Below are 14,678 nucleotides of genomic sequence, written 5' to 3' on the forward strand. Positions count from 1 at the left end.
AGTTTTCTTTTCCTTCAATACACTATACACTTAAATACCGTAAATTCTTAAAAGTTATCGCGTACGTGTGTGTGTATACGTACGCAAAGGGGTTTATGAAATATGTGTATTTAAGTGTATTTAGTGTATTAAAAAGAACTCCCTCGCTGTAGATGTCCTACAGGAGGGAGTTGCTATATCGGAATCCTCTTTCAATTTAGTTGAAGAAGTATTTAAGTCCAATCTGCATCTTCCAGCAGTTGCTGTAGCTCATGTTGGTATCCCATGTCTGGGTGGGATATTTGCCATTGACCTTGTTCATTGAGAAGATAGGTGTGTTGGTTGCGTCAACACCCTCGTACTTCAGAATCTGACCGTAGTTACATACCTGTGCAATCTTGGGAACACCCCATTCAGAGTTGATCAGGTTGCCCAGGTTGATCAGGTCGAGTGATGCCTGCAGCTTGTGCTTGGTCTTGCCAATAGTCAGCTGGAAGTCCTCTGCCAGGTGCAAGTCGATGCGATGGAGCCAGGGAGCACGGGCGGCATAAGCCTCGGCATACTGACCCTTGTGGCTGCTCAGATAGTCGTCCTGCTCTACGAAGCGCCAGAAAGCAACGCGGTCGGCCTCGCTCTTGAACTGGATCTCGTTATCGTTGGCAGGGATGTACATCAGGTCCATAGACACACCGTCGCCATTCATATCATTGCTGTAGAAGTAGCTCAGGTTGCCTGCAGAGTAGGCCTTGTAGAACAGGCTCACGTGCGTGCCCAGCAGGAAGCTGCTTGATACCTTGGCAGGGATGTAGTAGTTGACAGATGCCATCACCTGGTCGGGTGTCACGTAGTTAGAGCGGTGCAGCTTGGTAGAGTTAGGTCCTTCGGCCGACAGGGTGCTGGTCCATGTAGACACGGCGTTCTGTCCGGGCAGACCAGATACCTCCTGAGACTCGGTGCGTGTGTAGGCAGCCATCAGCTTCAGGTTCTTCACAGGCTCTGCGTTCAGGGTGATATTGGCGGTGTAGCCATAGCCCTTGGACGTATTCTTCAGCATCACAGCATAGTATGAACTATTCGGTGTGTAGTAGAAGTCGTTGCTGGTATACTTAATACGGCTGTCTGCTCCGTTGAAGTGCTGCATAGAAGAAGGATCATCGTCCTTGATATTGATATTGTCCATGTAGACAGCATTAATGCTCTTGTTGTAGATGAACTCACCGGTCACCGTGAAGGGGAACGAAACGGGGAGCTGATAGTCGATGGCGATGCTTGACTTCCATACCTGAGGCATCTTGAAGTCGTTGCTCACACCAGTCATGCTCTTGGCATCCACGTGGTCGGCATTGGTCAGGGGCACCTCGAAGTAGTTCTTCAGGTCGTTCACACCCAGCAGCTTGCCAGCCAGGCCCTGCAGCTTGGCATCAATATCAATCGGTGTGGTGCGCTCCAGGTTCTCGGCAGCCGTGCCTGTTGCGGTATAACCGGCAGCATAGTTGAACTGGAACATAGCGGCATTCTGGGGCATGTTGGTCAGGTAAACCAAGGGGAAGCGTCCCAGGAAGAGACCAGAACCTCCGCGTACCTTCAGGCTCTTGTCGCCGAATACATCCCATGTGAAGCCCACACGTGGAGAGAGCTGCCACTTGCTTTCAGGCCAGCGGCCAGTATCGATATGATAGCCACCGAAGTCGCGTGCGTAGATCTTATCATTACGTGCGATATCCTGGTCGTCGAAGATGATATTGTCGGCACGAAGACCGTAGGTCAGCTTCAGGCGGTTGGTAGCCTGCCACTCATCCTGCAGGTACAGGCCAATCTGGTTGTAGCGCACGGCGCTGGTAGGATCGCTGATGCCATCATAGCCGTAGGTGAACGCTACTGCATCGGGCGCCTTCATGTTGAGGAAGTCGTCCACGCTCTTGAAACGGTAGTAACCTGTACCGTTACGCAGATAAGAGTTGTCGGCATAGATATGCTCGAAGCGGGCACCGGCAGTGAGCTTATGAGAACCCATGTAGAGGGTGAAGTTGTCCGTGATGTTGGTAGTCTTGGTCTTCACACCGTTGTTGTATGAGAACAACTCATAACCGGCAGAGATATAAGGCTCGTAGGCTCCATCATACAGGATGTCGATGAAGGGGAAGTTGCTTGAAGGCGTGCCACGGCTGTCGTCCTGGAAAGTATGGGTAAACAGCAACTGGTTGCTGGCCTTCTGACCGAAACGGCTGTTCAGGTCGGCAGAGAAAGACTCCACGTCATTGTGGAAATAGTACAGGCTGTTTGAATAAGCCATACTGCTGGCACTGATACGGCCGAGGTTGAACTTGGTACCGCCATACAGGGAAACATCGCTTGACATAGCATTTGTAGGACGCCAGTCCTCTACCTTGGTCTTGTTATAGCGCAGAGCCAGGTGATGGGCATCCGTGATGTTCCAGTCCAGACGGGCCAGGAACTTCTCGTTGGTATCCTCGGCGGGGAAGTCAGTGTAAGAACCTGGGTCGTAGCCATACTGTGTGCGCAGGAAATTAGCCACGCGCTCCATATCCGTCTTGGTGGTACGTGATACCATGCCGCCAGGAGTCTCGCCATCCTCGCGTGCGCGGTACTGTACAACCTCCTTCGGGGTCAGTTCCTTTTCATAGTTGACGAAGAAGAACAACTTATTCTTGAGGATTGGGCCACCCAGGGTGAAACCGTAGGTCTTCTTGGTGTCGGTAGCACGGGTGCCGAGGTCCTGACCGTTGATCTTGTTACCACGCATGGACTTGTCGCGGTAGAAGCCGTAGACAGTACCCTTGAACTCGTTGGTACCCGACTTGGTAACAGCATTGATACCACCACCGATGAAGTTGGTCTGGCGCACGTCGAAAGGTGCGATGACCACCTGCATCTCCTCAATGGCGTCGATAGAGATAGGCGTGCCGCCACCAGGCAGGTCGGAAGTCAGACCGAAACTGTTGTTGAAGTTGGCACCGTCAATGGTGAAGTTGGTAGAACGGGGGTCGGCACCGGCCAGGTTCATGCCACCACCGGAATAAGGTGACAGCTTAGCCACGGTAGCCAGACTGCGGTCCAGAGAAGGCATCATCATCAACTGCTCGTTGTTGATGTTGGTTGAGGCACCAGTCTTCTCGGCAGAGAACTTGGAAGCCTTACCGCTTACCACCACCTCGGCGAGGTCGTTACTGTTTTCAGAGAGTGATACGTTCAGGTTGTAGGTCTCACCAAGCTGGAGGGTGATACCCTTCATCGTCTTGGTCTGATGACCGATGTAAGACACGGTCACGGCATAAGGACCACCAGTACGCATACCCTGAATGGTGAAGCGTCCGTTCACATTGGTCACAGCGGTGTAGCGTGTGCCTGAAGGCTCATGCACAGCTTGCACAGATGCACCAATAATCTCCTCGTTACTACCCTCCATAGAGACCTTACCGGTCATGCTGGAAGTAGTCACCTGTGCCACTACTGACAAGGTCATTGTCAACATTAGGGCAACCAGAAAGAATAGTTTCTTCTGCATAAATGTTTTTGTTTTTATTTAAGGTTTGCTTTTCCGTTGCAAAAATACGAAAATTTTTTGAAACGTTTGCGTTTCTTGCCATTTTTTTTTCACATCTACTTCCGAATATGAGCATTACCGTTCTTTTCGAATACAACCTGGTGCTTGTGGAGGCGGTGGTGCTCGTGGTCGAAAATGAGGTTGGAATTGACATGGCGACCGGCCACGCGAACCTCGAAATGCACGTGGTCAGTGGTGGCACGGCCGGTGCGTCCCTCCAGGGCAACAACCTGACCTGCAGTGACTTGGTCGCCTGCCTTCACCAGGTTGCGACTGTTGTGACTGTAGAGGGTGGTGAGTCCGTTTATGTGGCGTATCTGCACGCAGTTGCCATAGCCCGAGAAAGGACCCGCCATCACCACGGTACCGTCGAAGACGGCCCGCACGCTGTCGTTGGGGAAACTCTTGATGTCTGTGCCGGAATGGTGCCGGCCACCGCGTCCGCCATAGGGACTGATGACCTTGGATTTCCTGAGCAGGTAGCACCAGTCGGAATCGGCGAAATTCTCCAGGTGAAGGATGAACCGGGTGCCGCCGCCAAAGGGGTTATAAACATAACTTCCCGGTGCCATAGGCACAATGGCATGCCTTGGCATCGAGAAGTCGGTCATGAAGGGGTATAGTTCGAAATGAAGTGACTTATAGTTGATGAGACTCTGCCTGTAGCCCGGCAACTTCAGGGGCGGCTGTGCCCAGGAGGTCACAACAGCCAGGAAGGAAATCAGAAAGGCTGCAAACAGTCGATGTCTCATTCGTCTTCATTTTCGTCTTCGTATTCAAAATCGTCGAGGTCGTCAACGTCCTCAACATCCACGTATTCAATGTCTTCGTCCTCACCCTCATCTTCCAGTTCCTGGGCAAAGACGGACATATCCTTGTCACGGTGTACTAAGGTATCCTCTGCAGTGATGGCCTGCAGCTTGTTGCTCTCGGCATTCAGTTCGCGCCACAGCACATCCTTCAGCTCTTCCAGACCGAAACCGGTGACGGCAGAGATAAACACCACAGGGAGATCCTGGGGCAGGGTGTCCTTGAGCATCTCGATCAGCTCCTCGTCGAGCAGGTCGCACTTGGTGACGGCCAGCACGCGGTGCTTGGAGAGCATCTCGGGGTTGAACTGCTTCAGTTCGTTGAGCAGAATCTCGTATTCACGCTTGATATCATCCGTGTCGCCGGGGACCATGAAGAGCAGCAGGGAGTTGCGCTCAATATGGCGCAGGAAACGCAGGCCGAGGCCCTTACCCTCAGAGGCACCCTCAATGATACCGGGGATGTCGGCCATCACAAACGACTTGCCGTCGCGATAGCCCACGATGCCCAGCGAGGGCTCCATCGTGGTGAAGGGATAGTTGGCAATCTTAGGACGGGCATTGCTCAGCGAACTGACCAGCGTGGACTTGCCCGCATTGGGGAAGCCCACCAGACCAACATCGGCCAGGAGCTTCAGCTCCAGGATGACGGTCATCTCCTGCATCGGTTCACCGGGCTGCGCATAGCGGGGTGCCTGGTTGGTAGCCGTGCGGAACTGGAAATTGCCCAGACCGCCGCGTCCGCCCTTCAGGAGCAGCACCTCCTGTCCGTCGTAGGCCACGTCGCAGACGAACTTTCCCGTCTCGGCATTATAGACCACCGTGCCGGGGGGTACGTCGATATAGATATCCTTGCCGTCGGTGCCATGACACTTGTCGCGTCCGCCGTTGCCGCCATGCTCCGCAAAGATATGACGCTCGTATTTCAGGTGGAGCAGCGTCCAGTAGTTGTGGTTGCCACGCAGGATGATGCTACCACCCTTACCGCCGTCGCCACCGTCGGGACCGCCGTTAGGATTGTATTTCACATGCTTCAGGTGCATGCTGCCCTTACCGCCCTTACCCGAGCGGCACATGATTTTTACGTAGTCTACGAAATTGCTTTCCATACTTTGTTTTTTCTAGGATTACCTAGGATGTCCTAGGTTTTCCTAGGAATTCCTAGATATTATCTACCACCTTGCAGATGTCTGCAAAAATGCGATCCAATTCACCCAGACCGTCGATGTGGTGGTGCAGGCCTTCCTGCTTGTACCATTCGATCAGGGGCTGAGTCTGAGAGTGATAGACCACGAGGCGCTTCTTGATAGTCTCCTCGTTGTCGTCGGCACGTCCGCTCTGCTGTCCGCGCAGAATCAGGCGCTTCATCAGTTCATCTTCGGGTACGGCCAGTTCAATCATGGCAGCCACTTTGTCGCCACGCTTGTTGAGCATCTCTTTCAGGGCCTCTGCCTGTGGGATGGTGCGGGGGAAGCCATCGAAGATGACACCCTTGTGCTCACGTCCGAAAGAGTCGTATACAGATGCCAGGATGCTTACCATCAGGTCGTCGGGAATCAGCTGACCGTTGTCGATATAGCCCTGAGCCGTCTTGCCAAGTTCTGTACCCTTCTTGATTTCTGCACGAAGTACATCACCTGTAGAGATATGCTCCAGTCCATATTTCTCAATCAGTTTGTCGCTCTGTGTGCCCTTGCCTGAGCCTGGTGCACCGAAAATTACAATATTCTTCATAATCCAGTTATATTTTTTATTGGTTATCCTAATCTTTTTTCCTTTTTTTTCGTGATAACGTTACAACGGGACCACGTGACAACGTGACAACGAGGGGCGTTACAACGTTATAACGCCGCTTATTCTGATACCAGGGTGTAAAGGTCTTTCAGACCGCGGCCCTGCTGGTCGTAGTCCAGTCCGTAGCCCAGGATGAAGTCGTTGGGAATCTCGAAAGCAGCATAGTCGATCTTCAGGTTCTCCTTCAGCTTCTCGGGCTTGAAGAAGGCCGTGCAGACATGCACTGAGGCAGGGTTGCGCGTGCCGAGTGAGTCGATCATCTGACGGATGGTGAGTCCGCTCTCCACAATATCCTCGAGGATGATGACGGTACGGCCGGCGATGTCCTCGTTGATACCCAGCACCTCCTTGATCTTACCTGTTGACATGGTGCCCTGGTAAGAGGCCAGCTTGACAAACGAAATCTCACAGGGGATGGTCATTTCACGCATCAGGTCGGCTGCAAAGATGAATGCACCGTTGAGCACGGCCAGGAACAATGGATTCTTGCCCTCCATATCCTTGGAAATCTGTTGGGCCAACTCTTTTACGCGTGCTTTAATCTGCGCTTCCGGCATCGACGTCTCAAACGTCTTATCCAAAATTTTTACTCTACTCATATCAGTAAATGGTAATTTTGATGCAAAATTACAAAAAAAATGAGAAAAATAGTCACTTATTACCAATTATTTAGTATTTTTGCATCGTTATGAAGATTTTTACGCACACACAGATACAAGAACTTGATAAATATACCATTACGAACGAGCCCATAAAATCAATAGATTTGATGGAGCGCTCGGCTCGTGCCATTACGCAGGCTATCACGCAGCGATGGATGAGCGACGTGCCTGTGGTGGTATTTGCCGGACCTGGTAACAACGGCGGCGATGCACTGGCTGTGGCGAGGATGCTGGCCGAGCAGGAATACCAGGTGCAGACCTATCTTTTCAATATCTCCGGACGCCTGTCGGCCGACTGTGCTGAGAACAAGGACCGGCTGGTGAGCAAGCGCGGAAACAGCCTGTTTACCGAGGTGACACAGGAGTTTGACCCGCCACGCCTGGAAAAGGGAATGCTGGTGATCGACGGCCTGTTTGGCTCCGGACTCAATAAGCCATTGGCAGGCGGTTTTGCCTCGCTGGTGAAATATATCAATGCCTCGTCGGCCATGGTGGTGAGCATCGACGTGCCATCGGGTCTGATGACCGAGGACAATACCTACAACGTGCGTGCCAATATCATCAGGGCCGACCTGACCCTGACGCTGCAGCAGAAGAAACTGTCATTCCTCTTTGCCGAGAACCAGCAGTTCATCGGTGAACTGGAGGTGCTGGACATCCGTCTGAGCAAGGAGGGCATGGACAAGATGGAGGCCCAGTATACCTGTACGGAAGAGGCCGACATCCGTGAGATGCTGCGCCCGCGCAATGCCTTTGCACACAAGGGACAGATGGGACATGCCCTGATTATCGGGGGCAGCTATGGCATGGCAGGTGCTGCCGTGCTGGCCACCAAGGCATGCATGCGTTCGGGAGCCGGCAAGGTGACGGTGCATACGCCGAAGCGCAACGCGCAGATTCTGCAGACAACGGTGCCCGAGGCTATCCTTCATATGGACCGTGAGGAGACGCTCTTCTCGGAGGCTGTGGCCACGGAGGACTTCAGTGCGCTGGGTATCGGTCCGGGACTGGGAACGGCCGAGCAGACCGGTATCGCCATGATATCGCAGGTGCGCCGTGCACAGTGTCCGGTGGTGATGGATGCCGATGCCCTGAATATCCTGGCGGCACGGCATGCATGGATGCAGCAGTTGCCCAAGGGCATTATCCTGACGCCCCATCCCAAGGAACTGGAACGGATGGAGGGACAGTGCATCGACAGTTATGAGCGACTGACAAAGGCGCGCCAGCTGGCAGAGAAACTGCAGGGCTATGTGATCCTGAAGGGGCATTATACGGCTATCTGCATGCCCGACGGACACGTGGCTTTCAATACAACCGGCAATGCCGGTATGGCAACAGCCGGCAGCGGTGATGTGCTGACAGGCATGATTACGGGACTCTTGGCGCGTGGCTACCAGCAACGCGAGGCTTGTATACTGGGTGTCTACCTGCACGGACTGGCAGGCGACCTGGCCGCCCGCGAACTGGGCGAGGAGAGCCTGATAGCCAGTGATATCATCCAGTACCTGCCGAAGGCGTTCTTAAAGGTAAAAAAGTAAAAAGGTAAAAAAATAAAATACATGAGAAAGTTACTTTTCCTGATTCTGGGCACCGTATTCTGCGGAACGGTGAACGCTCAGACACAGTTGACGGAATATAAGCCCGGCGTGACCACGGAGGGGGCTGTGTATTTCCTGCCCAAGACGGCCGTGCGCTTTACTTTCCTGGTGGAGAAGACAACCTATATACCGGGTGATTTCGCTGCCTATGCACAGCGCTATATGCGACTGAGGGATGTGTCGCAGGAGCCCAGCACGCAATACCGTATCCTGCAGATCAAGCAGACGCCTGTTGCGGTGGCCGACTCCACGAAGAAATATGCGATCAAGTTTGATGCGAAGACAGTGGCCGCCAATGTGGCACTGGCAGACGACGGACGCCTGCTGGCCATCAATGCCGAACCCAATGTGGATATGGAGGAGGCGCCTTTCAAGGCTGCTCCCAAGTCACAGCGCGTCAACCCGCGTCAGCTGATGAACCAGGATATCCTCTCGGCCGGCAGTACCGCCAAGATGGCACAGCTCACCGCCCAGGAGATCTACGACCTGCGCGAGAACCGTAACCTGCTGATTAAGGGACAGGCCGACTTTATGCCGAAGGATGGTGAACAGCTGCGACTGATGCTGCATCAGATAGATACGCAGGACGAGGCGCTGACCAGCATGTTCAAGGGTACGTATGAGTGTGATACCACCGAACATGAGATCGTGGTTTGTCCTGACGGCTCTTTCGACCGTCAGCTGCTGTTCCGCCTCTCGCAGGTGAACGGACTGGTGGACAAGGACGACCTGTCGGGTGCACCTTATTATATAAGTGTGACGGACCTGAAGACGGTACCCGAGCCGGTGTACGACGAGAAGGCTGCCAAGGCTAAGAAGAAGGGCTATGAGGCCGGTGTCTATGTGAACGTGCCCGGACGTATGCGCGTGACGCTCTATCAGGGCATTGAGGCCATCCAGACCAGCGAACAGCCTGCGGCACAGTTTGGTAACGTGGAACTGCTCAGTGGTGAACTGTTCAACAAGCGCTATACCACACACCTGTGGCTCAACAGTCTGACGGGTGGCGTAGAGCGACTGGAAGCGGAACAACCGAAATAAGGAGTTAAGGAGTTAAAGACGATAGATATAAACAAAAAATAATCCCCACCAAATTGGCGGGGATTAATTTTATCTGAATGATTGGATTAGCACTGAGCGAGTTTGCCGTCAGAACCGAGCACATTCACAATCTTGTGGATGTACATCTTCTTCATGTTCTCACGAGCGGGCTTCAGATACTGACGAGGATCGAAATCTCCAGGATGCTCAGCCAGATGCTTACGGATGGCAGCAGTCATAGCCAAACGAGAGTCTGAGTCGATGTTGATCTTACATACAGCGCTCTTAGCAGCCTTGCGGAGCTGCTCCTCGGGGATACCGATAGCTGCCTCAAGGTGACCACCGTACTTGTTGATGGTGTTAACCTCGTCCATAGGAACTGAAGAAGAACCGTGAAGTACAATGGGGAATCCAGGAAGCTTCTGCTCAATCTCGTGCAGGATGTCGAATGCCAATGGTGGTGGAACGAGCACGCCGTTTACGAGTGTGCACTGCTCAGGAGTGAACTTGTGAGCACCGTGAGAAGTACCGATAGAGATAGCCAGAGAGTCGCAACCAGTGCGAGTAGCGAAGTCGATAACCTCCTCAGGCTTGGTGTAGTGAGACTCTGCAGAAGAAACCTCATCCTCAACACCAGCGAGCACACCGAGCTCAGCCTCAACGGTTACGTCAAACTGATGAGCATACTCTACAACCTTCTTAGCCAGGGCAACGTTCTCCTCGTAAGGCAGTGAAGAACCGTCGATCATCACTGAAGAGAAACCGTTGTCGATACAGTCCTTACAGAGCTCGAAGGTATCACCGTGGTCGAGGTGCAGAACGATCTCAGGATGCTCACAGCCGAGCTCCTTAGCATACTCAACAGCACCCTTGGCCAGGTTGCGGAGAATGGTACCGTTAGCATAGTTACGGGCACCCTTGGAAACCTGCATGATAACAGGTGACTTTGTCTCAACAGCAGCCATAACGATAGCCTGCATCTGCTCCATTGTGTTGAAGTTGAAAGCGGGGATAGCATAGCCACCAGCCACTGCTCTCTTGAACATCTCGCGGGTATTTACGAGACCCAAATCCTTGTAATTTACCATAATTTTTTTTATTTATAAAAGATATTATCTCAAATTTTCGAGCGCAAAGTTACGAAAAAAAAGTGAAGAGTGAAAAGTGAAAAGTGAAGAATTTGCTGCCATGGCTCCTTTTTTTAGATAATTTGCCATGACAACAGACTATAAAGTCTGATTTTGTCAATCACACTTATCAAAGCGGTAGCAAATTTTTCATTCACAATTACCTGTGCGGTAGCAAATTTCATTCCCGACGTACCGTCGCCTACCCGTTGCCTTTCACTTTTCACTATTCCCTTTACCCTCACACCAGCGTGTGTTGCTCCAGAAAGTTCATCACCTCATCCTTGTAGTTGTCGGACACGGGGATGTACTGGTCGCCGAAGACGATGCGCAGGCGGTCGACAGACTGCACCTTGGACATGTGGACGATATAGCTGCGGTGGGTGCGCAGGAACTCGGGGTGGGGGAGGTAGTCCTCCAGACGCTTCATGGACATGAGCGACATCACCTTCTCACCCGACTCCAGGTAGAAGCGTACGTAGTCCTTCAGTCCCTCGATATAGAGAATATCGTCGAGGTCGAGGCGCAGCAGCTTGTATTCGCTCTTCACAAAGAGGAAACGGTCCTGCAGATGGACGTTCTGCTTCTTCTGTGTGGAGAACAACTCCAGCGCCTTGTCCGTGGACTTCAGGAAATCCTCATAGCCGATGGGCTTCAGCAGGTAGTCGAGCGCACTGACACGGAAGCCTTCGATGGCATATTGCGAGAAGGCTGTGGTAAAGATGACCTTTGTCTCATGGGGCAGGATCTTGGCGAACTCGATACCACTGAGTTCTGGCATCTGGATATCCAGGAACAGCAGTTGTACGGGGTCGTCACGCAAGTCGCGCATAGCCGTCACGGCACTGTTGTAAGTACCCTTCAGTTCAAGATAAGGGGTTTTCTTCACATAACTCTCTAAAAGACCCGCAGCCAGAGGCTCGTCGTCAATGATAGCACAAGATATAACCATTGGATTTTGTGTTTTATTATTTAGTATCTATTGTGATTCTTGAGTAATACGTCTTACCATCGTCGGTAACTCCTTTCTCCCAGATGTGTTTTTCCGGATAGATAAGCTGCAGTCGGCGCTCCACCTGCTGCAGGCCGATGCCGTGACCGCTGCGGTCTTCCTCCGTCTTGGGGAAGTTGGAGTTGCGGATATCGAAGGTCACCACACGGTTGGCCTTGTCGATAAACACCTGGATATGCACAAAACTGGGTTCCGTGGGACTGATGCCATGCTTGAAGGCATTCTCTACAAGCGAGATGATGAGCATGGGCGAGATGCGCAGGTCGCACGACAGACAGTTGACCTCAAACGACACATCGACCCCTGCCGGCATGCGCAACTTCATCAGATTGACGTAGTTTCTGATGAAATCGACCTCCTCCTTCAGGGGCACCGTGGGCTCCTGATACTCATAGAGCATGTGGCGCAGCATCTTCGACAGTTCCATGATGGCCTCCTGAGCCCGTTCGGCACTGATGGCGGTGAGGGCGTAGATGTTATTCAGGGTATTGAGCAGAAAATGAGGATTAATCTGGTTGCGCAGGTTCTTCAATTCTGCCTGTGCACGAGCTGCCTCTGTATCTTTCAGTTTCTGGTCGGTGGTGACCCACTTACGTGCCAGGGCCAGGGCGGTGGCACCAGCTGCGAAGACTGCCAGATTGAGACTGTCGCGTACAATATACGAGATCGTTCCTAAGAGGTCGTAGGTACGTCGCATATGATGGAGGTTGAACATCTCGTTGGTGTACTGCATCCAGTAGTGCAGGGTGACACCTAACACGGTGATCAGCACCACATTGATGAGCAGGTCGTAGCGGTGCTTGCCCTCGACAAAGAACTTAGGCGCCAGCACCAGATAATTGAGGTAGAACACAATCATCAGGAACAGGGGCTGCATACAGGTCATCAAGTAGTGGACCCCGTTAAAGCCCATACCCCTCCAGTAGGTGAGGGGCGACAGGAAAAGGAATGCCCAAAGGGCAATGTGGCACATGCCTGCGATATGCTTATTCATGACGGATAGCTTCTATAGGATCCATACGGGCGGCTTTAACGGCCGGTACATAACCGAAGCCAACACCGATAGCAACACACACGAGGAAGGAGACGTAGATGCTCCATGCCGGTACGCTGCTGGGCATGCCAAACAACGGTACGAGCAGTTCGCTGGCACTACAGCCCACGATGATACCCAACAGTCCGCCCGTCACGCTGATTAATACAGACTCGATAAGGAACTGCAGGGAGATGACGGCTCCCGTGGCACCTACGGCCATGCGGAGACCAATCTCCTTGGTACGTTCGGTGACGCTCACCAGCATGATGTTCATGATGCCGATACCAGCCACCAGGAGGGAGAAGGCGGCAGCCACCACGAGGATCAGTGTCACCATGTCCATGGTCGTTGACATGGTCTCCATCATCTCAGCCTGAGAACGGATGGTGAAGTCGTCGGCAGCCTCGCCCTTCAGCTTGTGGTTGTCGCGCAACATCTGGGTGAGTTCCTCGATGGCGGCATCCGAGAGGTCCTCGGTGATAGCCGAACAGACGATGCTGGAGAACCAGGTCTGGGCAGCGATACGCTTCATCACGGTGGTATAGGGCGCGATAATCACATTATCCTGGTCCATGCCCCATGAGTTATAGCCCTTGGCCTTCAGCACACCCACGATGGTCATCGGGATGGACTTGAAGCGGATGGTCTTGCCGATGGGGTCGGCACCCTCGCCAAAGAGTTCGGTAACGATGGTCTTACCCACCACCACCTTCTTGGCGGCCTTGTTGATATCCTCTTCGGTGAAGCAGTCGCCGCGCTCCACGGGCCACTGCTTGATATCCAGGTATTCCGTACTCTCACCATAGATGGTCGTCGTGGTGTTGTTGTTGCCATAGACCACCTGACCGCTGGCCGTTACCTCGGGCGATACCTTCGTGACGAATTTCTTCTCACGGATGATACGCTGGTAGTCGGCCATCTTCAGGGTCTGCATGGCCGACGGGTCCTGACGGACGCCGCCACGCATGTCGGCACCCGGACGGATGGTGAGCAGGTTGGTACCCATGGTGGAGAGTTCCGAGCGGATACTCTCCTTGGAGCCCTGTCCTATCGACATCATGATGATGACAGCTGCCACGCCGATGATGATACCCAGCATGGAGAGGAAAGAGCGCATCTTGTTGTTGCCTACGGCCCTGATGCTTATCTTGAATAAATTATATAAATTCATGCGGTAGCAAATTTTTCACTTTTCACTGTTCACTTTTCCCTTAGTCATCGTTCATCACGGGCAGGGCTGCCAAAGCCTCTGCTGCCGACTTGATGTTCTCGTTGTAGGTATCCTCACGGATCTTGCCGTCGCGCAGGTTGATATTACGGCTGCTATACTCGGCAATCTCAGGGTTGTGGGTCACGAAGATGATGGTGTGGCCCTGGCGGTACAGTTCCTGGAAGAGCACCAGCATCTCGAAGGAGGTGCGTGTGTCCAGGTTACCCGTAGCCTCGTCGGCCAGCAGCACGGCAGGCTCGTTGACCAGGGCACGGGCGATAGCCACGCGCTGCATCTGTCCACCCGACATCTGGTTCGACTTATGGTCGAGGCGGTCGCCCAGTCCTACTGCCTGCAGGGCCTTGATGGCACGTTCGCGGCGCTCGGTGGCCGACACGCTGGGGTTGTACATCAACGGCAGTTCCACATTCTCCACAGCCGTGGTCTTGGCCAGCAGATTGTAGTTCTGGAACACAAAGCCGATCTTACGGTTGCGCAGATGGGCGCGCTGGGTCTTCGACATCTCACGCACGGAGATACCGTCGAGCAGGTATTCGCCGCTGGTAGGGGTGTCCAGGCAGCCCAACTGGTTGAGCAGGGTGGATTTTCCCGAGCCTGACGTACCCTGGATGGTGACGAACTCGCCTTCATATATCTTGAACGAGACACCGCGAAGGGCCTTCACCGTCTCGCTGCCCACCTTGAAGTAGCGCTTGACGTTCTGCAGCTCAATGACGACGCGACCCTCCTCCTGCCCCTCCCTGCGAGGGAGGGGAGTGGTTAGCCCGTTCTCAGTCTTTATCTTGTCTTCATTCATATGATTATCTCTATCTACTCCCCTC

The 14,678-nt window shown here is 53.2% G+C and carries 12 protein-coding genes; 2 read left to right on the forward strand and 10 right to left on the reverse strand.

The genetic code is table 11. The features are described from left to right. Window positions 1–196: 196 nt before the first annotated feature. The 5 genes from L6466_RS01450 to hpt all read right to left on the reverse strand — a co-directional run bounded on the left by L6466_RS01450 (window position 197) and on the right by hpt (window position 6,746). A complete protein-coding gene (locus tag L6466_RS01450) occupies window positions 197–3,505 on the reverse strand; it encodes a TonB-dependent receptor (protein WP_237793584.1) in 3,309 nt (1,102 codons plus the stop codon). 95 nt (window positions 3,506–3,600) lie between these two features. Continuing rightward, the gene (locus L6466_RS01455) at window positions 3,601–4,296 is read right to left on the reverse strand and encodes a M23 family metallopeptidase (RefSeq protein ID WP_091852508.1); all 696 of its coding nucleotides are present in this window, start codon (window positions 4,294–4,296) and stop codon (window positions 3,601–3,603) included. Then, on the reverse strand, window positions 4,293–5,462 hold the full coding sequence (gene obgE / locus L6466_RS01460; RefSeq protein ID WP_091813769.1) for a GTPase ObgE: 1,170 nt from the start codon (window positions 5,460–5,462) through the stop codon (window positions 4,293–4,295). Before obgE ends, L6466_RS01455 begins: the two co-directional genes overlap by 4 nt. A 52-nt stretch (window positions 5,463–5,514) precedes the next feature. After that, window positions 5,515–6,087, reverse strand: a complete 573-nt coding sequence (locus L6466_RS01465; protein ID WP_091813770.1) for an adenylate kinase — start codon at window positions 6,085–6,087, stop codon at window positions 5,515–5,517. A gap of 119 nt (window positions 6,088–6,206) precedes the next feature. Beyond that, the gene (gene hpt, locus L6466_RS01470) at window positions 6,207–6,746 is read right to left on the reverse strand and encodes a hypoxanthine phosphoribosyltransferase (protein ID WP_091813773.1); all 540 of its coding nucleotides are present in this window, start codon (window positions 6,744–6,746) and stop codon (window positions 6,207–6,209) included. An 89-nt stretch (window positions 6,747–6,835) separates the two neighbouring features. On the opposite strand from hpt, the gene L6466_RS01475 reads away from it, so the two are divergent. Together L6466_RS01475 and L6466_RS01480 are read left to right on the forward strand one after the other, a co-directional pair. Further along, window positions 6,836–8,350 carry an NAD(P)H-hydrate dehydratase gene (locus L6466_RS01475; RefSeq protein WP_091813776.1) on the forward strand — a complete coding sequence of 505 codons (1,515 nt, stop codon included), beginning with the start codon at window positions 6,836–6,838 and terminating at the stop codon, window positions 8,348–8,350. 21 nt (window positions 8,351–8,371) lie between these two features. Then, window positions 8,372–9,451 (forward strand): DUF4831 family protein, encoded by a 1,080-nt coding sequence (locus L6466_RS01480; RefSeq protein ID WP_237793582.1) that lies wholly within the window; start codon window positions 8,372–8,374, stop codon window positions 9,449–9,451. A gap of 86 nt (window positions 9,452–9,537) precedes the next feature. Here L6466_RS01480 and L6466_RS01485 read toward each other — a convergent pair whose 3' ends face one another. The 5 genes from L6466_RS01485 to L6466_RS01505 all read right to left on the reverse strand — a co-directional run bounded on the left by L6466_RS01485 (window position 9,538) and on the right by L6466_RS01505 (window position 14,653). Beyond that, a complete protein-coding gene (locus L6466_RS01485) occupies window positions 9,538–10,539 on the reverse strand; it encodes a class II fructose-bisphosphate aldolase (protein ID WP_091813784.1) in 1,002 nt (333 codons plus the stop codon). 280 nt (window positions 10,540–10,819) lie between these two features. Beyond that, on the reverse strand, window positions 10,820–11,530 hold the full coding sequence (locus L6466_RS01490) for a LytR/AlgR family response regulator transcription factor (protein ID WP_091813788.1): 711 nt from the start codon (window positions 11,528–11,530) through the stop codon (window positions 10,820–10,822). A 16-nt stretch (window positions 11,531–11,546) separates the two neighbouring features. Beyond that, the gene (locus L6466_RS01495; RefSeq protein ID WP_237793581.1) at window positions 11,547–12,584 is read right to left on the reverse strand and encodes a sensor histidine kinase; all 1,038 of its coding nucleotides are present in this window, start codon (window positions 12,582–12,584) and stop codon (window positions 11,547–11,549) included. Continuing rightward, window positions 12,577–13,797: an ABC transporter permease gene (locus tag L6466_RS01500; RefSeq protein WP_237793580.1), complete on the reverse strand. Its 1,221-nt coding sequence runs from the start codon at window positions 13,795–13,797 to the stop codon at window positions 12,577–12,579. The genes L6466_RS01495 and L6466_RS01500 overlap by 8 nt, the downstream gene beginning before the upstream one ends. 40 nt (window positions 13,798–13,837) lie before the next feature. Next, window positions 13,838–14,653 carry an ABC transporter ATP-binding protein gene (locus tag L6466_RS01505; RefSeq protein WP_091813795.1) on the reverse strand — a complete coding sequence of 272 codons (816 nt, stop codon included), beginning with the start codon at window positions 14,651–14,653 and terminating at the stop codon, window positions 13,838–13,840. Window positions 14,654–14,678: the final 25 nt, after the last annotated feature.

The organism is Prevotella communis, assembly GCF_022024175.1.
GTDB lineage: Bacteria > Bacteroidota > Bacteroidia > Bacteroidales > Bacteroidaceae > Prevotella > Prevotella communis.